The sequence below is a fragment of the Aeromicrobium ginsengisoli genome, from assembly GCF_004134905.2.
GTDB classification, from domain to species: domain Bacteria; phylum Actinomycetota; class Actinomycetes; order Propionibacteriales; family Nocardioidaceae; genus Aeromicrobium; species Aeromicrobium ginsengisoli.
Map to the genome: position 1 here is coordinate 944,642 of NZ_SDPQ02000003.1, position 21,678 is coordinate 966,319.

At 68.9% G+C, this 21,678-nt stretch carries 24 protein-coding genes; 15 read left to right on the plus strand and 9 right to left on the minus strand.

Annotated elements, in window-relative coordinates:
- Positions 1-14 precede the first annotated feature (14 nt).
- The 4 genes from ESP70_RS17840 to ESP70_RS17855 all read left to right on the plus strand — a co-directional run bounded on the left by ESP70_RS17840 (position 15) and on the right by ESP70_RS17855 (position 3,939).
- The gene (locus ESP70_RS17840; protein ID WP_149690636.1) at positions 15-794 is read left to right on the plus strand and encodes an SDR family oxidoreductase; all 780 of its coding nucleotides are present in this window, start codon (positions 15-17) and stop codon (positions 792-794) included.
- Positions 795-882: 88 nt separating this feature from the next.
- Complete coding sequence (locus ESP70_RS17845) at positions 883-2,148, plus strand: glycosyltransferase family 4 protein (protein WP_149690637.1); 1,266 nt, start codon at positions 883-885, stop codon at positions 2,146-2,148.
- On the plus strand, positions 2,135-2,860 hold the full coding sequence (locus tag ESP70_RS17850) for a class I SAM-dependent methyltransferase (RefSeq protein ID WP_188110683.1): 726 nt from the start codon (positions 2,135-2,137) through the stop codon (positions 2,858-2,860). The genes ESP70_RS17845 and ESP70_RS17850 overlap by 14 nt, the downstream gene beginning before the upstream one ends.
- On the plus strand, positions 2,860-3,939 hold the full coding sequence (locus tag ESP70_RS17855) for a prenyltransferase/squalene oxidase repeat-containing protein (protein ID WP_149690638.1): 1,080 nt from the start codon (positions 2,860-2,862) through the stop codon (positions 3,937-3,939). The genes ESP70_RS17850 and ESP70_RS17855 overlap by 1 nt, the downstream gene beginning before the upstream one ends.
- Here the strand turns inward: ESP70_RS17855 and ESP70_RS17860 are convergent.
- From ESP70_RS17860 to ESP70_RS17870, 3 genes are read right to left on the minus strand one after another with little or no spacing between them, the layout of a single operon-like run.
- A complete protein-coding gene (locus tag ESP70_RS17860; RefSeq protein ID WP_246162079.1) occupies positions 3,898-4,554 on the minus strand; it encodes a class I SAM-dependent methyltransferase in 657 nt (218 codons plus the stop codon). The genes ESP70_RS17855 and ESP70_RS17860 overlap by 42 nt on opposite strands.
- A gap of 52 nt (positions 4,555-4,606) precedes the next feature.
- Positions 4,607-5,698, minus strand: a complete 1,092-nt coding sequence (locus tag ESP70_RS17865) for an NAD(P)-dependent alcohol dehydrogenase (protein ID WP_149690639.1) — start codon at positions 5,696-5,698, stop codon at positions 4,607-4,609.
- Positions 5,695-7,182, minus strand: a complete 1,488-nt coding sequence (locus ESP70_RS17870; protein ID WP_188110684.1) for an aldehyde dehydrogenase family protein — start codon at positions 7,180-7,182, stop codon at positions 5,695-5,697. Before ESP70_RS17870 ends, ESP70_RS17865 begins: the two co-directional genes overlap by 4 nt.
- 151 nt (positions 7,183-7,333) lie before the next feature.
- Between ESP70_RS17870 and ESP70_RS17875 the strand changes: the two genes are divergently transcribed.
- The 4 genes from ESP70_RS17875 to ESP70_RS17890 are packed head-to-tail and all read left to right on the plus strand — an operon-like array spanning position 7,334 to position 11,736.
- On the plus strand, positions 7,334-8,458 hold the full coding sequence (locus ESP70_RS17875) for a thiolase family protein (protein WP_149690641.1): 1,125 nt from the start codon (positions 7,334-7,336) through the stop codon (positions 8,456-8,458).
- Positions 8,448-8,852, plus strand: coding sequence for a Zn-ribbon domain-containing OB-fold protein (locus ESP70_RS17880; protein WP_149690642.1), 405 nt, complete (start codon positions 8,448-8,450; stop codon positions 8,850-8,852). The genes ESP70_RS17875 and ESP70_RS17880 overlap by 11 nt, the downstream gene beginning before the upstream one ends.
- Positions 8,849-9,637, plus strand: coding sequence for an enoyl-CoA hydratase-related protein (locus tag ESP70_RS17885; protein WP_149690643.1), 789 nt, complete (start codon positions 8,849-8,851; stop codon positions 9,635-9,637). Before ESP70_RS17880 ends, ESP70_RS17885 begins: the two co-directional genes overlap by 4 nt.
- Positions 9,622-11,736, plus strand: a complete 2,115-nt coding sequence (locus ESP70_RS17890) for an acetate--CoA ligase family protein (RefSeq protein WP_149690644.1) — start codon at positions 9,622-9,624, stop codon at positions 11,734-11,736. The genes ESP70_RS17885 and ESP70_RS17890 overlap by 16 nt, the downstream gene beginning before the upstream one ends.
- Before the next feature lie 17 nt (positions 11,737-11,753).
- On the opposite strand, the gene ESP70_RS17895 is transcribed toward ESP70_RS17890, so the two are convergent.
- A complete protein-coding gene (locus tag ESP70_RS17895) occupies positions 11,754-12,008 on the minus strand; it encodes a hypothetical protein (RefSeq protein WP_149690645.1) in 255 nt (84 codons plus the stop codon).
- A gap of 140 nt (positions 12,009-12,148) precedes the next feature.
- The gene (locus ESP70_RS17900; protein ID WP_149690646.1) at positions 12,149-13,126 is read right to left on the minus strand and encodes an aldo/keto reductase; all 978 of its coding nucleotides are present in this window, start codon (positions 13,124-13,126) and stop codon (positions 12,149-12,151) included.
- Positions 13,127-13,182: 56 nt separating this feature from the next.
- Between ESP70_RS17900 and ESP70_RS17905 the strand changes: the two genes are divergently transcribed.
- On the plus strand, positions 13,183-13,620 hold the full coding sequence (locus ESP70_RS17905; protein ID WP_149690647.1) for a nitroreductase family deazaflavin-dependent oxidoreductase: 438 nt from the start codon (positions 13,183-13,185) through the stop codon (positions 13,618-13,620).
- Between the two features lie 10 nt (positions 13,621-13,630).
- On the opposite strand, the gene ESP70_RS17910 is transcribed toward ESP70_RS17905, so the two are convergent.
- Positions 13,631-14,425 carry an SDR family NAD(P)-dependent oxidoreductase gene (locus ESP70_RS17910; RefSeq protein WP_149690648.1) on the minus strand — a complete coding sequence of 265 codons (795 nt, stop codon included), beginning with the start codon at positions 14,423-14,425 and terminating at the stop codon, positions 13,631-13,633.
- 86 nt (positions 14,426-14,511) lie between these two features.
- On the opposite strand from ESP70_RS17910, the gene ESP70_RS17915 reads away from it, so the two are divergent.
- The 4 genes from ESP70_RS17915 to ESP70_RS17930 are packed head-to-tail and all read left to right on the plus strand — an operon-like array spanning position 14,512 to position 17,255.
- Positions 14,512-15,375, plus strand: coding sequence for an aldo/keto reductase (locus ESP70_RS17915; protein ID WP_149690649.1), 864 nt, complete (start codon positions 14,512-14,514; stop codon positions 15,373-15,375).
- 32 nt (positions 15,376-15,407) lie between these two features.
- Entirely contained in the window at positions 15,408-16,538 is a 1,131-nt protein-coding gene (locus ESP70_RS17920; RefSeq protein ID WP_149690650.1) for a MalY/PatB family protein, read from the plus strand.
- A 52-nt stretch (positions 16,539-16,590) separates the two neighbouring features.
- A complete protein-coding gene (locus tag ESP70_RS17925; protein ID WP_149690651.1) occupies positions 16,591-17,022 on the plus strand; it encodes a hypothetical protein in 432 nt (143 codons plus the stop codon).
- 59 nt (positions 17,023-17,081) lie between these two features.
- Positions 17,082-17,255 carry a CsbD family protein gene (locus tag ESP70_RS17930; RefSeq protein ID WP_149690652.1) on the plus strand — a complete coding sequence of 58 codons (174 nt, stop codon included), beginning with the start codon at positions 17,082-17,084 and terminating at the stop codon, positions 17,253-17,255.
- Between the two features lie 135 nt (positions 17,256-17,390).
- On the opposite strand, the gene ESP70_RS17935 is transcribed toward ESP70_RS17930, so the two are convergent.
- Positions 17,391-18,125, minus strand: a complete 735-nt coding sequence (locus ESP70_RS17935; protein WP_246162080.1) for an alpha/beta hydrolase family protein — start codon at positions 18,123-18,125, stop codon at positions 17,391-17,393.
- A gap of 98 nt (positions 18,126-18,223) precedes the next feature.
- Here ESP70_RS17935 and ESP70_RS17940 point away from each other — a divergent pair, with 98 nt between their 5' ends.
- Positions 18,224-19,711, plus strand: a complete 1,488-nt coding sequence (locus ESP70_RS17940) for a potassium/proton antiporter (RefSeq protein WP_149690654.1) — start codon at positions 18,224-18,226, stop codon at positions 19,709-19,711.
- A gap of 3 nt (positions 19,712-19,714) precedes the next feature.
- On the opposite strand, the gene ESP70_RS17945 is transcribed toward ESP70_RS17940, so the two are convergent.
- Both ESP70_RS17945 and ESP70_RS17950 read right to left on the minus strand, forming a co-directional pair.
- Positions 19,715-20,230: a LytR C-terminal domain-containing protein gene (locus tag ESP70_RS17945; RefSeq protein ID WP_149690655.1), complete on the minus strand. Its 516-nt coding sequence runs from the start codon at positions 20,228-20,230 to the stop codon at positions 19,715-19,717.
- Entirely contained in the window at positions 20,227-20,529 is a 303-nt protein-coding gene (locus tag ESP70_RS17950) for a type II toxin-antitoxin system VapB family antitoxin (protein ID WP_056210233.1), read from the minus strand. Before ESP70_RS17950 ends, ESP70_RS17945 begins: the two co-directional genes overlap by 4 nt.
- Positions 20,530-20,865: 336 nt before the next feature.
- Between ESP70_RS17950 and ESP70_RS17955 the strand changes: the two genes are divergently transcribed.
- Positions 20,866-21,669, plus strand: a complete 804-nt coding sequence (locus tag ESP70_RS17955) for a phosphatase PAP2 family protein (protein WP_149690656.1) — start codon at positions 20,866-20,868, stop codon at positions 21,667-21,669.
- Positions 21,670-21,678 lie beyond the last annotated feature (9 nt).

Below are 21,678 nucleotides of genomic sequence, written 5' to 3' on the forward strand. Positions count from 1 at the left end.
CACCGAGGAGAACGATGTCCCGTCTCAAGGACAAGCACGCGATCATCACCGGCGCCGCTCAAGGACAGGGCGCCGCCATCGCGCGCGCGTTCGTCGGTGAGGGCGCGCGCGTCATCATCGCCGACGTCGCCGACGGCGAGGCCCTGGCCAAGGAGCTCGGCGACGCGGCCGCATACTGTCGCCACGACGTCAGCGACCCGGCGTCGTGGGACCAGCTCATCGCCGACGCCGAGGGACTCCTCGGCGCGCCGGCCAACGTGCTGGTCAACAACGCCGGTGTGCTGCGCTTCGGTGAGGTCGACACGATGCCGCTGGACGACCTCGACCTGCTGATCAGCGTCAACATGCGGGGCTGCTTCCTCGGCATGCGGGCTGTGGCGCCGGCCATGAAACGCCAACGGCAGGGCTCGATCATCAACTGCTCGTCGGTCGAGGGCCTCGCCGGCATGGCCTCCCTCACGGCGTACACGGGCACCAAGTTCGCGATCCGCGGCATGACCAAGGCGGCCGCGGTCGAGCTCGGCGCGTACGGCGTCAGGGTCAACTCGGTGCACCCCGGCATGATCGACACGGGCATGACCCGCGAGGTCGGTGGCGAGGCCGCGATGCAGTGGGGCGCGACCCGCGTACCACTCGAACGGGTGGGAACGCCCGACGACGTCGCGCCGTTGTACGTGTACCTCGCCGGCGACGAGAGCGGCTACACGACCGGCGGCGAGTTCGCGGTCGACGGCGGCGTCACGGCCACGCATTCGTTCTATCCCGGCAACAGCGGACAGGGCGGCGCGGCGTGAGATGACCGCCTCATCCCCGAGGCGAGTCGTTGACGATGTGTCAACGAGTGATACAAATCAGTTCCAGACAGTCAATCGGAGGCGGCCCTTGCGCATCGCACTCATGTCCTACCGCAGCAAGCCACACTGCGGCGGTCAGGGCGTCTACGTACGACACCTCAGTCGCGAGCTCGTGGCGCTCGGTCACACCGTCGAGGTGTTCTCGGGCCAGCCCTATCCGGAGCTCGACGAGGGCGTCACGCTGACCAAGGTCCCGTCGCTCGACCTCTACCGTGAGCCCGACCCGTTCCGCACGCCCCGGCCCAAGGAGTACCGCGACCTCATCGACGTCGAGGAGGTCCTGACGATGTGGACCGCCGGGTTCCCCGAGCCCAGGACGTTCAGCAAGCGCGTGGCCCGGCTGCTCAAGGGCCGCCGCGGTGACTTCGACATCGTCCACGACAACCAGACGCTCGGCTCCGGCATGCTCGACATCGCCGAGCAGGGCTTCCCGCTCATCACGACGATCCACCACCCGATCACGTTCGACCGGCGCATCGACATCGCCAACGCGCCGACGCTGCGCAAGAAGCTCAGCCTCCGGCGCTGGTACGGCTTCCTCGGCATGCAGAAGAAGGTCGCCCGGCAGCTGCCCAAGATCCTGACGGTGTCGGAGTCGAGCCGCCGCGACATCGTGACGGACTTCGGTGTCGACCCCTCGCGACTCGAGGTCATCACCCTCGGCGTGGATGACGTGTTCGTCCCGCCGACGGCCCCGCGCGTGCCGGGCCGCATCGTGGCGATGGCCAGCGCCGACGCGCCGATGAAGGGCATCGCGACGTTGCTCGAGGCATTCGCCAAGCTGCGCACGGAGCGTGACGTCGAGCTGCTGCTCGTCACGACGCTCAAGCCCGGCGGCCGCACCGAGCGGCTCATCGACGAGCTGGGCATCGCGGAGCACGTCTCGTTCGTCAACGGGATCACCGACGCCGAGCTCGTCGACGTCATGGGCTCGGCCGAGGTCGCGTGCGTGCCGTCGCTCTATGAGGGGTTCTCGCTCCCGACCGCTGAGCTCATGGCCTGCGCGACGCCGCTCGTGGTCAGTCGCGCCGGGGCGATCCCGGAGGTCGTCGGCGAGGACGGCGCCTGTGCGACGCTCGTGCCCCCGGGTGACGTCGGCGAGCTCGAGGCCGCGATCGAGGAGCTCCTCGACGACCCGGCCCGCCGTGAGGCGATGGGTCGCGCCGGCCGCGAGCGCGTGCTGGAGCTGTTCAGCTGGCGTGCTGTCGCGAGTGCGACCGCAGCAGCGTACGAAGAGGTCATCGCCGCGAGCGCGGCATCGGAACACAAGGGAGACAACCGTGCTGACGATTGATTTCGACCGTCTGGGGCTGCGCCCGGGCGACCGGGTGATCGACATGGGCTGTGGCGCCGGTCGCCACGCGTTCGAGATGTATCGCCGCGGCGCCGACGTCATCGCGTTCGACCAGGACGCCGACGAGCTGGCCGGGGTGCTCGAGCTGTTCGGCGCCATGAAGGAGGCCGGCGAGGTCCCCGACGGTGCCTCCGCCGACATCAAGGAGGGCGACGCGCTCTCGTTGCCGTTCGCCGACGGCGAGTTCGACCGGGTCGTGGCCTCCGAGGTGCTGGAGCACATCCCCGCCGACATCCAGGCGATCGGTGAGCTCGTACGCGTCCTGCGGCCCGGCGGGACGATGGCCGTGACGGTGCCCCGCTGGCTGCCCGAGGTGGTGTGCTGGAAGCTGTCCGACGACTATCACAACACGCCCGGTGGCCACATCAGGATCTACTCCGACAAGGAGCTGATCGGCAAGCTGCAGAACGCCGGCATGGTCTTCGAGGGCATCGACTACGCCCATGGCCTGCACTCGCCCTACTGGTGGCTCAAGTGCGCCGTCGGCGTCAAGAACGACAACCACCCGCTCGTGAAGGCGTACCACCAGGTGCTGGTCTGGGACATCATGAAGACGCGCGGCTACAGCACCGCGACCCGCCTGGCCGAGAAGGCGCTCAACCCGCTGATCGGCAAGAGCATGGTGCTCTACCTGCGCAAGCCGGACGCCTGATGCTGACCCCTGACCAGATCGCCCAGACGGCCGCCGGCATCGCTGCGATGCAGGAGCCGGACGGGGCGATCCCCTGGACGACCGGTGAGCACACCGACGCCTGGAACCACGTCGAAGGCGCCATGGCACTCGTCGTCGGCGGTCAGCTCGATGCTGCCGGGGCGGCGTACGACTGGTGTGCCCGCACGCAGCGCGCCGACGGCTCCTGGCCGATGAAGATCGTCGGTGGCCGCGTCGAGGACGCCAGCAGCGAGTCCAACATGGCGGCCTACATCGCCGTCGGCGTCCTGCACCACTGGACGATCCAGCAGGATCGGGCCTTCGTCGAGCGCATGTGGCCGGTCGTGCGCCGGGCGCTGGACCTGGTGGTCGACATGCAGCTCCCGTTCGGCGGCATCGCATGGTCGCGGGAGTGGGACGCCGAAGGCCCTGCCACGATCAACCGCGAGGCCCTGCTCGCGGGCAGCTCGAGCATCTATCAGTCGCTGCGTTGCGGCGTCGCTCTCGCGGAGCTGATGGGGGAGCCGCAGCCCGAGTGGGAGCTCGCGGGCGGCCGCCTCGGACATGCGCTCCGCGAGCATCGCGACAGGTTTCTCGACAAGTCGACATTTTCGATGGACTGGTACTACCCGGTGCTGGGTGGCGCCGTGCGTGGCCCGGCTGCCGACGCCATGCTGGCCTCGGAGTGGGACACGTTCGTCGTCGACGGGCTCGGGATCCGTTGCGTCAGCACCAATCCCTGGGTCACCGGCGCCGAGACGTGCGAGCTGGCGATGGCGCTCAAGGCCGTCGGCGACGCCCGGGCCGAGCAGCTGTTCGCGGACATGCAGCACCTGCGCACCGACAACGGCGACTACTGGACCGGCTTCGTCTTCCCCGAGAACGTCAACTGGCCGGCCGAGCAGACGACCTACACCGCGGCCGCGATGATCCTCGCGTGGGACGTGCTGACCGGCACGACGCCGGGCGCCGGCGTGATGACCGGACACCACATCGGGGTCGACTTCGAGGGCATCGCGTTCGAGTGCGACTGCCCGTCATCCGACCGGTTCGCCGGCGTCTCCCCGGGTACGCGCTAGCACCCGCATCGAGCCGACCGCCTCGCGCGGCTCGAACGACCCCGACGCGACGGCGCGCTGCCAGACATGGAACGGTGCCTGGCCGCCGTCCTCGGGCCGCTCGAAGACGTCGTGGATCACCAGCGCGCCGTCCGGCATGAGCCAGTGGGCGAAGCCGGAGTAGTCGTTCTGGGCGTGCTCCTCGGCGTGGCCGCCGTCGATGAACAGCAGGCTGACGGGCGTACGCCACCAGGTCGCGACGCTGGTCGAGCGGCCGATGACCGCAGTGACCTGGTCCTCGAGACCTGCGCGCGCGATGGTCCGGCGGAACACCGGGAGGGTGTCCATGAGGCCGAACTCGTCATCGACGAGCGACGCGTCGTGGTGCTCCCACCCCGACTGGTTCTCCTCGGAGCCGCGGTGGTGGTCGATCGTGAGCACGACGCCGCCGACCTCACGTGCCGCGGCACCGAGATAGATCGCCGACTTGCCGCAGTACGTACCGATCTCCAGCGCCGGGCCGTGAGGAAGTCGCTCACGGGCAACCCGGTGCAGGAACGCGCCCTCGTCCTCCGGCATGAAGCCCTTGGCGGCGACAGCGTGGGCGAGCAGGTCTGCGGGCATCTCGGGATTCACGAACGACAGTCTGCCCGCTGGCGGGAGGGTGCGGTGGGACGCCCAGGACATGTCAGTCGAACACGAGCACGGGCTTGATGACATCGCCCGCGCGCATGTCCGCGACAGCTTGGTTGATGTCGTCGAACGCGTAGTTCCTGACGATCCGGTCCAGCGGGAGGGAGCCCTCCCGATACATCCTGGCCAGCACGGGAATGAGGTCGTGCGGGACCGCATCTCCCTCGATCGAACCGGTGACCGAGCGGCCGCCGGACATCAGCGCCGATCCGGGCAGCACGAGGTCGGGCATCCCGAGGCCGACCAGGACCAGATGGCCGGTCCTGGCCAGGGATCCGAATGCCTGGCCGATGGCGTCGGCGCGACCGGTCGTGTCGAGGGCATGCGTGGCGCCGCCGCCCGTGTGGTCCAGCACCTCGGCCACCAGATCGGCAGAAGGGGCACGCGTCAGCGTCGCGCCGAGTGACTCGGCGACGTCTCGACGCGCGGCCAGCGGGTCCACCGCGACGACGGTGGTGGCTCCGGAGGCCACGGCCGCCATCAGCGCCGCCATGCCGACGCCACCCAACCCCGTGATCAGGACGCTTGACCCCGCACCCGGACGGAGGAGGTTGAGCATCGAGCCCGCTCCCGTCTGGATCGCGCAGCCCAGCGGCGCGATCGTGGCCAGGTCGAGGTCACGGGGAACGACGATCGCGTTGGCGGGTGACGCGATCACGTGAGTGGCGAAGCTGGACTGTCCGAAGAATCCGCCCCGCACGGGTCGCCCCTCCTGCGTGTGCGCGGTGTCGTGGGTCGTCGTGAGACCGCCGGAGTTGAGCGCAGCAAAATGCGCGCAGTACGTCGGCTTGCTTCGCGTGCACAGGTCGCAGGCTCCGCACGAGGCGAAGGTCAGGATGACGTGGTCGCCGACGGACATCCCGGTGACACCAGCGCCGATCCGTTCGACGACTCCCGAGCCCTCGTGGCCGAGGATGACGGGCGTCGCGCCGTTGCCGGCCGACGACTTGATGGCGAGATCGGTGTGGCAGATCCCGACGGCAGCCAGCTTGACCAGCACCTCACCCGCGCGCGGCTCGCGGAGGTCGACCTCCTCGACCGTGAAGTCACCGTCGGAGTCGCGCACCAGCGCCGCCCGGATCCTCATGCTTCGCGGGGCTCGAATCCCAGCGCGGCAAGTCGTGCCCCGACGTCTTGAGCAGCGGCGGCCAGGTCGGCTCGTGTCGCCGCGACGGCCTCCGGTGTCGAGGCGACGATGCGGCTGGTCGCAGTCGGCGCGGACAGCGACGAGGTGATGACCCGCTGATGGCTGAACGTGTCGAAGCCTGCCTTGCCGTGATAAGCGCCCATCCCGCTCATGCCGACTCCGCCGAAGGGCAGGTCACGCGAAGCGGAGTAGTGCAGCGGCGAGGCCGAGTTGCGGGTGATGCCGCCGCTGTTGGTGTAGGTCCGGAACGCCCTGAAGTCGTCGGTCTCGCCGCCGAGCCAATAGGCCGCCAAGGGCGCGGGTCGCCGGGCGACATGGTTGAGGACCTGGCTGATGTCGTCGTAGGGGAGCACGGTGAGGACGGGGCCGAAGACCTCTTCGGAGGCGATGAGCATGTCGTCCGTGACGCCGGTCAGGAGGTGCGGCGCGATACGCCGGCTCGTGCGATCCGGCAAGTGCACGGCCTCGGCATCGGTCACGCCGACCACGGCTCTCGCGCCCTTGTCGACCGCATCGTCGATCAGGCCGATGATGCGATCGAAGTTCGCGTCGTTGATGATCGTCGTCACGGCTTCGTGATGGAGATAGTCGGGCAGCGCGTCGAGCCAGAACTGCCGGGCCAGCTGCACGAAGGCCTCGAGCTTGGCCGACGGCACGAAGACGTAGTCCGGGCAGAGGCAGATCTGCCCGCCATTGCTGAGTCGCGCCGCGGCCACCGCGTGCGCAGCTTCCGTGAGGTCGGCGTCGTGTGCGACGACCACCGGATTCTTGCCGCCGAGCTCGAGGGTCACCGGCGTGAGGTTCGCCGCCGCCGCGGCCTGGACGAGCCGGCCGACCGCGGGTGAACCCGTGAACAGCAGGTGGTCGAATGGCAGGCTCGCGAAGGCGGCGGCGACGTCGGGCCCACCCTCGACCACGGCCACTTCGTCAGGCGAGAAGTATCTGGCGATCGCGCGCGTGAACACGGCGCCGGAGCGCGGCGCGTAGTCGGAGTACTTGATCATGACCCGGTTGCCGGCCGCCAGGGCTTCAGCAGTCGGCTGCACGACCAGCGACAGCGGGAAGTTCCACGGTCCGATCACGCCGACCGTGCCGAGCGGCTGGCTGTCGACGACCGTCGGCAGCTGGGCGTCGGCGACGACGGGTTGCATCCACTGCTCGAGGTGATCGCGAGCATGGGTGATCGGGCCGACGACGCCCGCAATGTTGGTCAGGTTGAACAGCTCGGGTCGGTGCCCGTAGTCCTCGTCGTGGGCAGCCGCGAGCTCTTTGGAGACGCTCAGCACGGCGGCGAGCAGCCGGTCGAGCCGATGCCGTCTCACCTCTGCGGCGGGTGCGCCTTCGCTGCGGAACGCCGCCCTCTGGGACTCGAGGACCGCCTGGAGCTCGTCGATCGTGGCGGAGGCGGCCGGGGCGGCGGTCATCGCAAGGGCTCCTTCGGAGGTCAGGAAAGCAGGCGGAGGGTCATTGAAACAAACTGAACTCACTTTACTTAACCATTGATTCTCGGTACCGTCCAGCGTTGTGACGGGACATCGCACATGGTCGACGAACACCGCGATCGTAGGTCTGGGCATGACGCCGATGGGCAAGATCTATGGGCGTACGACCGCAGACTTCGCGGCCGAGGCGATCGCGCTTGCCCTGGAGGACGCCGGGCTGGAGAAGTCCGACATCGACGGGCTGCTGCTCAACGGCAACGGCAACCTCGACATGGACCCGCGCCTGCAGTGGGCGCTGGGATTCGAGGACCTGTCGCTCATGAGCTCGATGCGCGCGTACGGCTCGAGCGTCGGCACGATGGTGCAGTACGCGAGCCTCGCTCTCGAGGCGGGCCTGGCCAACTATGTCGTGCTCGTCTATGGCGACACCCCTCTGAAGCCGGCCGTCGGCGCCGGCGCAGCGTATGCCGCGCGCGGGGTGTGGGACGGCATGAACGTCCTCAAGGCGGCGTACGGCGAGTTCGGTGGCAATGTCCCGTACGCCCTGGCCGCCCGACGGCACATGGACCTCTTCGGGACGACGAGCGAGCAGCTCGGCGCCATCGCCGTCGCGCAGCGGGAGTGGGCGCTGATGAACCCCCTGGCACAGATGAACAAGCCGATGACCTTGGCGGACCATCAGGCGTCTCGCCTGGTCGCCGAGCCGTTCCACCTGTTCGACTGCTGCCTCGTGTCCAACGGTGCGGTCGCGGTGATCATGACCACGGCCGAACGCGCCAAGGACCTGCGTCAGCCGCCGGTCCACCTCAAGGCCGCCACCCAGGCTGCGCCGGGCGACAACCAGAGGGCCGGCCGTGAACCGGGCATCGTCACCGGCGCCAAGCAGGCCGGTGAGCAGGCCTTCGCCCTCGCTGGGATCACCCGCGACGACGTCGACATCCTCCAGCTGTACGACTGCTACACGTACACGGTCCTGGTCACGCTCGAGGACTACGGCTTCTGCGCCAAGGGTGAGGGCGGCGCCTTCGTCGAGGACGGCAAGCTCGGGCCGGGCGGGTCGCTGCCGACGAACACCGGCGGCGGCCAGCTGTCCGGCTACTACATGTGGGGCTTCACGCCGCTCTCGGAGACCGTCATGCAGGTCAGGGGTCAGGCCGGGGAGCGCCAGGTCGCCAAGAACGACATCGTGCTGTCCAGCGGGAACGGCGGCGTGCTCAACTTCCACTCGACGACGATCTGGAGCAAGCATGCCGACTGAGTCGAGCGGCCTCGACCTGGCGTACGACGCGTCCAGTGCGCCGTTCTTCGAAGGGGCGGCCCAAGGTCGTCTCGTGCTGCAGCGCTGCGGAGCGTGCGAGACGTGGATGTGGCCGGTCAAGTATCGCTGCGTGCACTGCTTCGCCGCTGACGTCGAGTGGCGACCGGCCAGTGGGCGGGCCACGCTCTACAGCCTCTCGGTCGTCCATCAGCAGTACCCGGGCTTCCCTCATCCGTACGTGATCGCGACCGTCGAGACCGACGAGGGGGTCAGGTTCAACACGACCCTCGTGGGTGATGACGTCGAGAACATGGCCATCGGATCGGCCCTGATGGCGGAGTTCGATGCGGACGAACAACCCTTCACGCTGCCCAGATTCCGGAGGATCCCATGACGTTCGAGTCCATCACGTACGAGAAGCGCGACCGGGTCGCGGTCGTGACCCTCAACCGCCCCGAGGCCATGAACGCCCTGCACCTCGAGGCGCATCTCGAGCTGAAGGAGGCGTGGGAGGACTTTCGCGACGACCCCGACCTGTGGGTGGCGATCCTCACGGGCGCCGGCGATCGCGCGTTCTGCGCCGGCAACGACTTGAAGGTCACCGCGGATCGCACGGCAACCGGCGGTGACGTGCAGGGCGAGGCGCGACCCCCGTTCGGCCGGATCACGCGCGACTTCGACTGCCCCAAGCCCATCATCGCGGCGGTGAACGGCGTCGCTGCCGGCGGCGGCCTCGAGCTCATCCTCGCGTGCGACATCGTCATCGCGGCGGACCACGCACGCATGGGTTTGCCGGAGCCGAAGGTCGGTCTCTTCGCAGGTGCGGGCGGTGCTCACCGGCTCGCCCGGCAGATCCCCCTGAAGCTGGCGATGGGCATGCTCCTGACGGGTGACCTGATCGGCATGGACGAGGCGTACCGGATCGGGCTCGTCAACGAGGTGGTCGGGAGCGGCGACCTGATGGCCACCGCTGAGGCATGGGCCGACAAGATCGTCCGGTGCTCACCGCTCTCGGTGCAGCTGACGAAGGAGGCGGTGTTCGACGCCCAGTTCGTCAGCATCGACGAGGCCTTCCGCAAGGACAACGATCGGCGCGACCGGCTCCTGTCGTCGCACGACTTCGTCGAGGGCCCGCGCGCGTTCGTCGAGAAGAGGGCGCCGCAGTGGACGGGACGTTGAGCACCGCCGACGGTCCGGAGCGCTCCCTTCTGGCGCCCCGCAACGTCGTGATCGTGGGAGCGTCGGAGCGCTCGGCCTGGTCCGCAGGGTCCTTTGCCAACTTCGAGCGCCTGGGGTTCGAGGGCAAGGTCCACCTCGTCAACCGGAACGGCGGCGTCGTCCACGGACAGGCGGCTCATCAATCGTGCGCCGACATTGGCGAGCCGGTCGACCTGGCCCTGCTGCTCGTCGGTGCGGAGGCGGTGCCTGATGCGCTGCGTGACATCGCGGCAGCAGGCATCCGGTCCGCCGTGGTGCTCGCCGCGGGCCTCGGCGAGAGCGGGGAGACCGGACAGGCGCGACAGGAGGAGATCGTCCAGCTGGCGCGTGAGCTTGGTGTGACGTGTGTGGGACCGAACTGCCTGGGCTTCCTCAATCTCGTCGACAAGGTTCCGGCCTGGTCCGGTCGGATGGCGGAGCTCACCGTCGGCGGCATGGCTGTCGTGTCCCAGAGCGGCGCGACGGCGCACACGATCGCGGCGTTCGCGAGCCAACAGGACATCGGCGTCAGTCACGTGGTGTCCACCGGCAATGAGTCGATGGTGGACACCACGGCGATGGCCGCGATCCTGGTCGAGGACGAGCGGGTTCGGTCCATCGCGATGTTCATGGAGTCCATTCGCGATGCCGCAGCCTTCCGGGCGCTGGCGCATCGCGCGGCCGAGCTCGAGAAGCCGATCGTGGTGCTGAAGATCGGCTCGAGCGCGCTCGCCGCCGAGATCGCCCAGAGCCACACCGGAGCGATGGTCGGCGACGACAACCTCGCGGACGCCGCGTTCCGCCAGCTCGGCGTCATCCGCGTCAGCTCCCTGGAGCAGCTCGTGATCACGGCCGGCTTGCTGTCGCGCACTGGTCGGCTGAACGCCGGAGGCCTCGGCGTCGTGTCGATGTCCGGCGGTGCCTGCGACCTGGTCGCCGATCGTGCTGAGGCCTGTGGTGTCAGCCTTCCGGTCCTGGCCGAGGCCACGACGGACCGGCTGGCCGGGTTCCTGGCGGCATTCGGCACCTCGCGCAACCCCCCGGACGTCACGGGTGCGGCATCCGCGAGGCCGGAGCTGTTCCGGGATGCCGTGACGGCTCTGGCCGACGATCCGGCCATCGGCGTCGTGGCGGCGATCCACGTCCATCCAACCGAGGAACGCGGTGCGGTGATGAAGGAACGTCTGCGCATTCATGCGCCCGCCTTCACGCATCCCGATGTCCCGGTGATCCTGCTGGACCAGACGATCGCCACGATGGATCCGGCGACGGTGCGCCATCTGGACGAGCTCGGCATACCGCTCGCCATGACCGGTCTGGATCACGTGGTCGACGCAGTGGGTCATGCCATGCGCTGGTCCGCGTGGCTCGGTGAGGCTCGACTGCCGCCGGATCGCGTCGTGACTGCGCTCGATCTGGCCGGCGCCGACCGGATCTGGAACGAGGCCGAGTCGCTCGCCCTTCTCGCCGAGCACGGTGTTCCGGTGGTGCCGCATGCTCACGTCAGCACCGCGGACGAGGCAGCCGATGCCGCCTCGCGCCTGGGGTTCCCGGTCGCCGTGAAGGTGGTCTCGCGCGACATCGTGCACAAGAGCGATGTCGGTGGGGTCGTTCTCGGGCGGGAGTCCGCCGCCGACGTGCGGCGCGCGTTCACCGACGTGCAGGCGGCGGTCGACTGTGTCCAGGGTGCGACGTCTGAGGGTGCCTTGATCTCGCCGATGCGCGCCGGCGGCGTGGAGCTGATCGTCGGAGTCGTCCGTGATGACCTGTGGGGACTGGCACTGGCCGTCGGCTTCGGTGGCGTGTTGGTCCATGTCATCGAGGACAGCGTGGTGCGCGTGCTTCCGGTGACTCAAGCCGACGTGCACGACATGTTAGCCGAGCTCCGGGGCAGCGTTCTGCTGGACGGCGTCCGGGGATCGAAGCCCGTCGATCGTGACGCACTGGTCGAGGCGATCCTCCAGCTGGCCCAGCTCGCAGAACGGCTCGGCGACTCGCTCGAATCCATCGAGGTCAACCCGTTGCGGGCCAGTGGTTCGACGATCGAAGCGCTCGACGCCTCGATCATCTGGTCGTCCTGAGTGCTACGACGCGCGCATCACTTGCGGGTGTGCCGGCCGCGGCGCAGGAAGCGCGACTTCCGCGGCCGGGGGCTTTGCGTCGTCGATCCTGGGACGCCTGGCGGGAGCTCGTGGTCCTCGAGCTGGCGCCAGTCGCCGCCGAACAGCACCTCGGCGGCCAGCAGCGGATCGGGGATCCAGCGCCCGGAGTCGGTCTCGAAGTAGGCTGCGGCGCCGCCACTCAGCCGGACGACCTCGTCTCCGGCGGGTGTGCTCAGGACGTAGTAGCGCATGCTGCTGCCCCAAAATGTGTGGTCACGATCGCAAGCATGACTGACTCCCTCAACCCGTTGAGTCGATTCTGGCGCATACCGGGCCGATATGGAGTCAGTCTGTCCAAGACTTGACGAGAATCACATCTGAGGCCTGATCGTCAGAACTCGGGCTGTCGCGGGACGTACGGCTGCTCGAGCCTGCCGATCTCGTCGTCGCTGAGTGTGAGCTCGAGCGAGGCGACCGCGTCGGCCAGGTGCAGCGGCTTGGTGGCGCCGACGATCGGCGCCGTGACGACCTCGTGCTGCCGTACCCAGGCCAGCGCGACCTGGGCGCGGGACACGCCGCGCTCGGCCGCGATCTCGCCGACTGCCGCCGCGATCGCCCGGTCCGAGTCGTCGGCCTGCCGGTAGTAGCCCTTGGCGACGGCGTCACCCGCGCTGCGAGTCGTGCTGAGGTCGTCCCAGTCACGGGTGAGCCGGCCGCGCGCGAGCGGGCTCCACGGGATCACGCCGATGCCTTCGTCGAGGCAGAACGGGTGCATCTCACGCTCCTCCTCGCGCTGCACGAGGTTGTACTGGTCCTGCATCGAGATGAACGGGGTCCAGCCGTTGAGGTCGGCGGCGTGCTGGGCCTGGGCGAGCTGCCAGGCATACATCGAGGACGCTCCGATGAAGCGCGCCTTGCCGGCCGTGACGACCTCGTCGAGGGCCTCCATGGTCTCCTCGATCGGGACCTCGGGGTCCCAGCGATGGATCTGGTAGAGGTCGACGTAGTCGGTGCCGAGCCGCCGCAGGCTCTCGTCGATCTGGGTCAGCACTGCGGTCCGTGACAGCCCGCCGGTCGAGGGGTCGCCGCCCATCGGGTAGAACAGCTTGGTCGCGATGACGACGTCCTCGCGCCGGGCGAAGTCCGCGAGCGCACGGCCGACGATCTCCTCGCTGCTGCCGTCGGAGTACATGTTGGCGGTGTCGAACGTCGTGATGCCCGCGTCGAGGGCCTGCTGGATGAACGGCCGGCTCTGCTCCTCGGGCAGCGACCACGGATGCGTGCCGCGATCCGGGTCGCCGTAGCTCATGCAGCCGAGGATGATGCCCGACACCTCGAGGTCACTGGTTCCCAGCTTCACGCAGTCCATGACCCGATCATGCCGTGCCTCGCCACGGGGGTTGGGAGGTCTGGCAGGCTGGAGGTATGCCATTGACCGGAGAGTATGCACCGAGCACGTCCGACTGGGCCCGCAAGCAGGCCGAGCTGTTCGAACGGACGAACGGCGCCGAGGGCAACACGATCATGAACCGGCCGATCGTCCTGTTGACCACATTGGGCGCCCAGAGCGGCAAGCTCCGCAAGACCGCGCTGATGCGGGTCGAGCACGAGGGTCAGTACGCCGTCGTCGCATCGCTCGGCGGCGCGCCGAAGCACCCCAAGTGGTACTTCAACGTCGTCGACGCACCCCTCGTCGAGCTGCAGGACGGCCCGGTCCGCAAGGACTATGTTCCGCGTGAGCTCAGCGGCGAGGAGCGGGAGACCTGGTGGGCGCGGGCGGTCGAGGCCTACCCGCCCTACGAGGACTACCAGAAGAAGACCGACCGGATCATCCCGGTCTTCCTGCTGACGCCCGTCGAGTAACCAGCCCAGGTCAGGGCACGATCGAGTCGACGTAGCCGCCGTCCACACGTACGGCCGCCCCTGTCGTCGCCGACGCCAAGGGCGAGCTCAGGTACGCCACCAGGTTGCCGATCTCCTCCGGCTCGATCAGGCGCTGCAGCAGCGACTGGGGCCGGTGGACGCGCATGAACTCCGCCTGTGCCTCGTCCCACGGCAGCTCGTCGCCGACCAAGGACCGGACGAAGTCCTCAACGCCTCCGGTGTGTGTCGGTCCGGCGATGACGGAGTTGACCGTGACACCGGAGCCGGCCGCCTCCTTGGCAAAACCACGCGACACGGCGAGGAGGGCGGTCTTGGACATCCCGTAGTGCACCATCTCGACCGGGATGACGACGGCCGAGTCACTGGCGATGTTCTGCACGCGGCCCCAGCCCCTCGTCATCATGCCGGGCAGGTAGGTACGGATGAGGCGAACCGCGCTCATGACGTTGACGTCGAAGTAGCGGCGCCATTCCTCGTCGGTGATCTCGAGCGCTGGGCGGGCTTCGAAGATGCCGAGATTGTTGGTCAGGATGTCGATCTCGGGCAGGAGCGAGACGACCCGTGCCACCCCGTCGTCCGTCGTGACGTCGGCGGCGACCTCGACGAGATCCGCTTCGGGCACGGATGTGCGGATCGTGGCGGCGGCGCGCGAGACAGAGTCGTCGCTGCGCCCATTGACCCCCACCCGGGCGCCTGCGCCGGCGAGAGCCGTTGCTATGGCGAGGCCGATGCCTTGGGTCGATCCCGTCACGAGGGCTGTACGTCCTTGGAGGTCGATCTGCATGCGACCCACTGTGGCACGCGCCGGCAACGGCACCGAGCGATCAGACGTTCGGAATAAAGTCGGCGCCACGACTCCTTGACCCCGGTATGACTTCCACACTTTCCGCAACCACCTCAGGCACCTTCCAGCTCGGCGGCGACCTCCCGGTCGTACGCCTTGGATACGGCGCGATGCAGATCACCGGCGACGGCGTCTGGGGCGAGCCCCGTGACCGTGACGAGGCCGTCAGGGTCCTGCGCCGCGCGGTCGAGCTCGGCGTGACGTTCATCGACACCGCGGACTCGTACGGCCCCAACGTGTCCGAGGAGATCATCCGCGAGGCGCTGCACCCGTACGCCGACGACGTCGTGGTCGCCACCAAGGCCGGCCTCACGCGCACGGGTCCCGGCGAGTGGATCCCCGTCGGCCGTCCGGCCTACCTCAAGCAGCAGGTCGAGCTCAGCCTGCGCCGCCTCGGCGTCGACCGCATCGACCTGATCCAGCTGCACCGCATTGATCCCGAGGTCCCGGTCGCGGACCAGGTCGGCGCGTTCAAGGAGCTGCAGGAGCAGGGCAAGGTGCGCCACATCGGCCTCAGCGAGGTCAGCGTCGACGAGCTCAAGGAGGCGCAGAAGACCGCCGAGATCGTGTCGGTGCAGAACCTCTACAACCTGGCCAACCGGTCGGCCGAGGCGTTGCTCGACCACGTGACGACTGAGGGCATCGCCTTCATCCCGTGGTTCCCGCTTGCGACGGGTGGCCTGGTCAAGGACGGTGGCCCGCTTGCCGAGATCGCCAAGGAGCAGGGCGCCACTCCGTCGCAGCTCGCGCTCGCCTGGCTGCTCAGGCGTTCGCCGGTCGTGCTGCCGATCCCGGGCACGTCGACCGTCTCGCACCTCGAGGACAACATCGGCGGCGCGGCGATCGAGCTGACCGACGAGCAGTTCGAGGCGCTGTCCGACGCCGTCTGACCGACCGCCCGGTGGACCGACATGATGGGGACATGCATCCGCTGCGTGACCTGACCCTCGAGGACCTGCGCCGCCGCACGAGCGTGAAGTGGCGAGAGTACGACCCGGACGTGTTGCCCTTGTGGGTGGCCGAGATGGACGTACGCCTCGCCGAGCCGATCGCTCGTGCGGTGAGCCGCGCGGTGGCCGAGGGCGACACGGGCTATCCGCACGGCACGGGGTACGCCGAGGCGTTCGCCGCCTTTGCCGCCGGTCGATGGTCATGGGCCGTCGATCCGGCGCGCACGGCGCTCGTCGCGGACGTCATGACCGGCATCGTGGAGGCCCTGGGCCTGGTCACCTCACCCGGTGACCCTGTCGTGGTCAATCCTCCGGTCTATCCGCCGTTCTTCGGGTACGTCGAGCACGCCGGCCGCTCCGTCGTCGAGGCACCGCTCGGCGACCAAGGCCGTCTCGACCTCGACGCGCTGGAGGCGGCGTTCATCCACGCCGGCGCCGAGGGGCGCCCGGCGACCTACCTCTTGTGCAACCCGCAGAATCCCACCGCCGTCGTGCACACCGCCGCGGAGCTGGCCGGCGTCGCGGCCCTCGCGCAGACGTACGGCGTGCGGGTCGTGGTCGACGAGATCCACGCTCCGCTGGTCGTCGAGGGGTTCGTGCCCTACCTCAGCGTCCCGGGCACCGCCAATGCGTTCAGCCTGGTGTCGGCGACCAAGGCGTGGAACCTCGCCGGCATGAAGGCGGCACTGCTGGTCGCGGGGGAGGATGCCGCCGCAGACCTTGCACGGCTCCCCGAGGTCGTCGGTCACGGTCCCAGCCACTTCGGCGACCTCGCGCACACGACGGCGTTCCGCGAAGGTGGCGACTGGCTGGATGCCCTGCACACCGACCTCGCCGACAACCGGAAGCTGCTGGCCGAGCTCCTCGCCGCACACCTGCCCGGCGCCCGGTGGGCCGAGGGACCGGGCACGTTTCTCGCCTGGATCGACTGCCGCGAGCTGGGCCTCGGCGACGACCCGGCTGTGGCGTTCCTCGAGCGCGGCCGGGTGGCGGTCAACTCCGGCCTCCCGTTCCACAGCGGCGCCGGGCACGTACGTCTCAACTTCGGCACGACGCCCGAGGTCCTGACTGAAGCGCTGGAGCGCATGGGCCGCGTCGTCTGAGCGACGTACGTCTCGACGTGCCGAGCCTGCGTAGTCGACCTAGCGTGGGTCCATGGGCGAGTCACCGAAGCCGGAGCACACCCGGCCCGACGGCGTCGACGATGTCACGGTCGAGGCACTGGGCAAGCTGAGCGAGGCGCTCGAGGTCATCGAGGAGGCCCGCGGGCTGCTCTACACGTTCCACCGTCGCACCGGGGAGGCCGATCTCGCGCTCGACGACGCCGTCGACCTCTTCCGCCGGGCCGGCCACGACGAGATCGCCGACCGAATCTCGACCGAGCTGATCGGCCGGAACGTGCTGGAGGGGCGCTGGACGTTCCAGGTCGTCGAGGAGTACGACGCGGGCTACTACGCCGCGTTCAAGGAGCACGAGAGGTCCGCGCGCGAGGCGCTCGCCGACGGACGTACGCACCTGTTCGAGGCGGAGATGAAGGAGGACCGCCGCACACACGGTCGTCGGCACCACGAGGCCACTCCGGATTGAGACGGTTATGGCGCGGCGAACCGGGTACGTCGAGGCCAGCCAACGAAAGGAGCCCCATCATGGGACTGGATGACAAGCTGAGCAATGCCGCCGAAGATGCCAAGGGCAAGGCGAAGGAAGCCGTTGGCAGCGCCACAGGCGACGACGAGCTGGAGCGCCAGGGCAAGGGCGACCAGGCCAAGTCCGACCTCAAGGACGCGGCCGAGAACGTCAAGGACGCCTTCAAGCACTGAGCGTCCACCAGCAGGGAGCGCCTCGACCATCGGTCGGGGCGCTTCTTCGTGCGCCCGGTGGCGGTGGGTCAGTCGCCCATCAGGGCGCAGGATGGGCGAGAGGGTCACCGCCGGACTGGCGGATGGGCGAGCAGGTCACCGCCCCACTTCACCGCGCAGCGCTTCGAGGACCTCCAACGTCCGGGCCCAAGCCGGTGATCCGGGGTCGATCACGACGAAATGATCGCCGCCGACCTCGACGAGCTCCGCATCGCCGCCGGCCGCATTCGTACGGTCGACGTACTCGATCGACTGGCTGATCGGCACGGTGTCGTCGTCGGTCGCGTGCACGCAGCGCACCGGCACGCCGAGGGGTATCTGGGCGCTCGGGTCGGCGTACGTGAGATCGGTCTGCTCGCCCATGAATGCTCGCGCCGCCCCGCTGCCGAGGTGCACCGCCGTGTGCAGGTTGAGCACGCCGGCCTGCGAGATCGCGGCGGTCACCGGCACGGCGGGCGACGCCCACGGCGTACCGGCGAGCCCTGGCCGCCCGGCCGCCCAGACGGCGAGGTGGCCGCCGGCCGAGTGTCCCATCGTCACGACGTGAGAGGCGTCGAGCCCGTCCACGACGGCCAGTGCGTCGATGCCGGCGGCGACGTCGTCGAGTGTCTGAGGGTAGCCGCCGCCGTTGCCGACGCGGCGGTACTCCAGGTTGTACGCCGTCCAGCCGTGCTCGACGAGCGATGCCGCGAGCGGTCGGCCGAGCGAGAGGTCGTACATCGCTCGCCAGAACCCGCCATGCACCACGACGACCACGCCCTTGGAGGGTCCGTCGGGTCGACTGAGCTCGCCGAACTGCGCCGGGTCGTCCCCGTAGCGGATCACGTCCACGCCAGCCTCCTGTGCCGTCGGCATCGTACGCATACGGTCAGGCGCACGCTCAGCGACCGATAGAATCAGGGTCCGTCGACACCATGGAAGGAGCCTTCGTGGATGCCGACCAGCTCGACCAGTTCCTCCTGATCGGCTCCGGCGTCCTGGTGCTGGCGGTTCTCGCCGTACGCGTCTCGGTCACGGCCGGCCTCCCGTCGCTGCTCGTCTACCTCTTCCTCGGGCTGATCCTCGGCAGCTCCGGGTTCGGCATCGAGTTCGCCGACGCCGACGTCGCGCACGCACTGGGGTTCGGCGGCCTCGTGCTGATCCTCGCCGAGGGCGGTCTGACCACCAAGTGGGAGCACGTCAGGCCCAACCTCGGCTACGGCCTCCTGCTGGCGACCCTCGGCTCGATCGTCAGCGTCACCGTGGTCGCCACCGGTGCGCACTACCTGCTCGACCTCCACTGGGAGCTCGCGATCCTGCTCGCCGCCGTCCTGACGCCGACCGACGCGGCGGCGGTCTTCTCGGTGCTGCGAGCGGTGCCGCTCCGCCACTCCGTGACCGGAACCCTCGAGGCCGAGTCCGGGCTCAACGACGCACCGATCGTCGTGCTCGTCGTGGCGATCAGCGCCGGCGACGCCCTCGACCACGGCATCTGGGCACTGATCGGCCTGATCGTGTTCGAGCTGGTCGCGGGCGGTGCCATCGGGTTCGCCATCGGGTGGCTCGGTGCGTACGGACTGCGTCGCGTCGCCCTGCCGGCGTCGGGTCTCTATCCCCTCGTCGTGTTCGCCTTCGCGGTGTTCGCGTACGGCTCGGCGGCCTCCGTCCACGCCAGCGGGTTCGCCGCTGTCTATGTCGCGGCACTCGTGCTCGGCAACACCGAGCTGCCGCACCGCGTGGCGACGCGGTCGTTCGTCGAGGGCATCGGCTGGCTCGCCCAGATCGGCCTGTTCGTGATGCTCGGCCTGCTCGCGAGTCCCGACGAGCTGCGCTGGTGGCACGTGTGGCACGGCCTTGCTGCCGGCGCGATCCTCACGTTCGTCGCCCGTCCGCTCTCGGTGGCCGTGTGTGCGCTCTGGTTCAAGCGCGACGTCCGCGAGCAGCTGTTCGTCGGCTGGGCCGGGCTGCGCGGCGCGGTGCCGATCGTCCTCGCCACGATTCCGCTGGCCGCTGACGTACCGGGTTCGCGCGACCTCTTCAACGTCGTGTTCGTGGCCGTCGTCATCTACACCCTCGTCCAGGCGGCTCCGCTGGCCCGTCTTGCGGCCTGGTGCGGCGTGCTCAATGACGAGGTGCGCGACGTCGAGGTCGAGGCTGCACCACTCGAGCGGGTGTCTGCCGACCTCCTGCAGATCCACGTGCCCAAGGGCTCACGGCTCGCAGGCGTCGAGGTCGGCGAGCTGCGGCTGCCGGTCGGTGCGTCCGTGTCGCTCGTCGTCCGCGACGGTGCGACGTTCGTGCCCCACCGCACCGATCGCATCGCGATCCACGACGACCTGCTGATCGTGGCCGACCGGGCCGTACGCGAGCGGGCCGAGGACCGCCTGCGCGCGGTCGGTCGCCACGGCCGCCTCGCCGGCTGGGGGCGGGATGGGTGACCGCTACGGCAGCGGGACGGTGGCGACGCAGGCCGTGATGTCGCGGTCCGACGTGATGCGGGTCGGCGCCTTCTTGCGCAGGCCCGAGTAGTCGTCGCCCACGATCACGATCACTCCTGTGTCGACCGTGATGTCGGGCTTGCGATAGGCGACCTTGTCCTTGAACTGCCTCGCCACCAGGCGTACACGCGGATCACGAGGGTCGTCGGTCAGGATCGCGACACGGCTCGGCTTGGTCGCGCTCTCGCTGTTGCTGATCGTGCCGCCGAGGAAGCCGTTGGTCTGCAGATTGATCGTCACCCGGTTGGCCAGGCCGGCCCGGTTCGACGCGTTGAAGACGTTGACCGTGATGAGGTTGCTGTCGAGCCGCTGCCCCTTCTTGACGGTCTTGGGAGTGCAGGTGGCCGCCTGGTCCGCGGTGTCGGCCTTCGACGTCAGCAAGCGGAAGCCGGTGATGCCGCCGAACGCGAAGACTGCCGCAGCGACCACCAGCGTCAGCGCCTGATAGCCCTTCGTCATGCCGACTTCTCAATCGAGTGGACGCGGGCGTGCAGCATGTTGCGTTGCTGCAGGGCGGCGCGCAAAGCGCGGTGCAGACCGTCCTCGAGGAACAGCTCGCCATCCCAGCTCACGACGTGGGCGAACAGGTCGCCGAAGTAGGTCGAGTCGTCGTCGAGCAGGTGCTCGAGGTCGAGCTGGGTCTTGGTGGTCGTGAGGTCGTCGAGGCGCACCTGGGACGGGGAGATCTGGGCCCACGTGCTCGGAGTCAGCCCGTGGTCCGGGTAGGGGCGTCCCTCGCTCACCCTCCTGAAGATCACCCGGTCAGTGTAGACAGGCTGCCTGAGGCCCGGCGGCAGCGTATGGCCATGACGACGAGCGACGACGCCACGGCAGCCGCAAAAGGCGCCGAGCCGGCCACGATCCCGCAGGATGTCGCCCGTCGACCGGGCCGTCGGGGAGGCCAGCCGCCCCCTCGCCCGTGAGCTGATCAAGAACTTGTTCCGAAAACGTCGGTGAGGGACGGTAGTCTCAGGGAAGAAATCAGGGTTGTCTCTGGTTGCCCTGTTAACAGCCGGCATACAGAGTGGCAACAGGAAGGCGCACCTGGGCGCCTTCTGCCGGGCTCCGGCCCGGTACTAGGCGCAGGAGGCGTGATGACTCAGTCGTCACAGCAGCAGACAGGGCGTACCGAAGTCGTACGCCGATCTGGTGTGCCCTTGGGCCTCAAGCGCGGTGCGATCGAGCTGACGTTCCTCGCGATCCTCTATGTCGGCTACAGCGCCTCGCGGCTGCTCGCGTCCAACGACTTCGCGCCGGCCCGCGGCCGGGCGCTCGACATCCTGGCCTTCGAGCAGACGTGGCGCATCGACGCCGAGTCGTGGCTCAACGACAAGTTCGTCCAGTACGACTGGCTCGGCCTGTTCGGCAGCTACTGGTACGCCACCACGCACTACATCGTGACCGCCATCGTCCTGATCTGGATCTATCGACGCAGCGTGTCCGAATACGTGACCGCCCGACGCGCCCTCGTGTTCGCCACGATCATGGGGCTCTCGTTCTACCTCGTGATGCCGACGGCGCCGCCGCGCCTGATCAGCGGCATGTACGTCGATGTGCTCAGCCTGCACTCCGCCGCGGGCTGGTGGGGAGCCGACGCCTCGGCGCCCAAGGGGCTCGGCGGCATGACCAACGAGCTCGCAGCCTTTCCGTCGCTGCACGCCGGATGGGCGCTCTGGGTCGCGATCGTGCTGATCCGCGCCAGCGTGCCCAGGATCATCCAGGCCTTGGGTCTCGCCTATGCCGGCATCATGACGATCGTGATCGTCGGCACCGGCAACCACTGGGTGCTCGACGCGATCGTCGGCTGGCTCGTGGTTCTCGCTGCGTTCGGCGGCGTCATCGCGTGGGAGAGACGCAGTCCGGTCGTGACCCACGAGGACGCCGCGCTCACGCTCTGACACAGTCAG

Bases quoted from the DNA above. Each gene is read 5' to 3' on its own strand.
- ESP70_RS17840 (WP_149690636.1), top strand. From the start codon at position 15: ATGTCCCGTCTCAAGGACAAGCACGCGATCATCACCGGCGCCGCTCAA.
- ESP70_RS17855 (WP_149690638.1), top strand. From the start codon at position 2,860: ATGCTGACCCCTGACCAGATCGCCCAGACGGCCGCCGGCATCGCTGCG.
- ESP70_RS17865 (WP_149690639.1), bottom strand. From the start codon at position 5,698: ATGAGGATCCGGGCGGCGCTGGTGCGCGACTCCGACGGTGACTTCACG.
- ESP70_RS17870 (WP_188110684.1), bottom strand. From the start codon at position 7,182: ATGACCGCCGCCCCGGCCGCCTCCGCCACGATCGACGAGCTCCAGGCG.
- ESP70_RS17875 (WP_149690641.1), top strand. From the start codon at position 7,334: ATGACGCCGATGGGCAAGATCTATGGGCGTACGACCGCAGACTTCGCG.
- ESP70_RS17880 (WP_149690642.1), top strand. From the start codon at position 8,448: ATGCCGACTGAGTCGAGCGGCCTCGACCTGGCGTACGACGCGTCCAGT.
- ESP70_RS17885 (WP_149690643.1), top strand. From the start codon at position 8,849: ATGACGTTCGAGTCCATCACGTACGAGAAGCGCGACCGGGTCGCGGTC.
- ESP70_RS17895 (WP_149690645.1), bottom strand. From the start codon at position 12,008: ATGCGCTACTACGTCCTGAGCACACCCGCCGGAGACGAGGTCGTCCGG.
- ESP70_RS17900 (WP_149690646.1), bottom strand. From the start codon at position 13,126: ATGGACTGCGTGAAGCTGGGAACCAGTGACCTCGAGGTGTCGGGCATC.
- ESP70_RS17905 (WP_149690647.1), top strand. From the start codon at position 13,183: ATGCCATTGACCGGAGAGTATGCACCGAGCACGTCCGACTGGGCCCGC.
- ESP70_RS17910 (WP_149690648.1), bottom strand. From the start codon at position 14,425: ATGCAGATCGACCTCCAAGGACGTACAGCCCTCGTGACGGGATCGACC.
- ESP70_RS17915 (WP_149690649.1), top strand. From the start codon at position 14,512: ATGACTTCCACACTTTCCGCAACCACCTCAGGCACCTTCCAGCTCGGC.
- ESP70_RS17920 (WP_149690650.1), top strand. From the start codon at position 15,408: ATGCATCCGCTGCGTGACCTGACCCTCGAGGACCTGCGCCGCCGCACG.
- ESP70_RS17925 (WP_149690651.1), top strand. From the start codon at position 16,591: ATGGGCGAGTCACCGAAGCCGGAGCACACCCGGCCCGACGGCGTCGAC.
- ESP70_RS17930 (WP_149690652.1), top strand. From the start codon at position 17,082: ATGGGACTGGATGACAAGCTGAGCAATGCCGCCGAAGATGCCAAGGGC.
- ESP70_RS17945 (WP_149690655.1), bottom strand. From the start codon at position 20,230: ATGACGAAGGGCTATCAGGCGCTGACGCTGGTGGTCGCTGCGGCAGTC.
- ESP70_RS17955 (WP_149690656.1), top strand. From the start codon at position 20,866: ATGACTCAGTCGTCACAGCAGCAGACAGGGCGTACCGAAGTCGTACGC.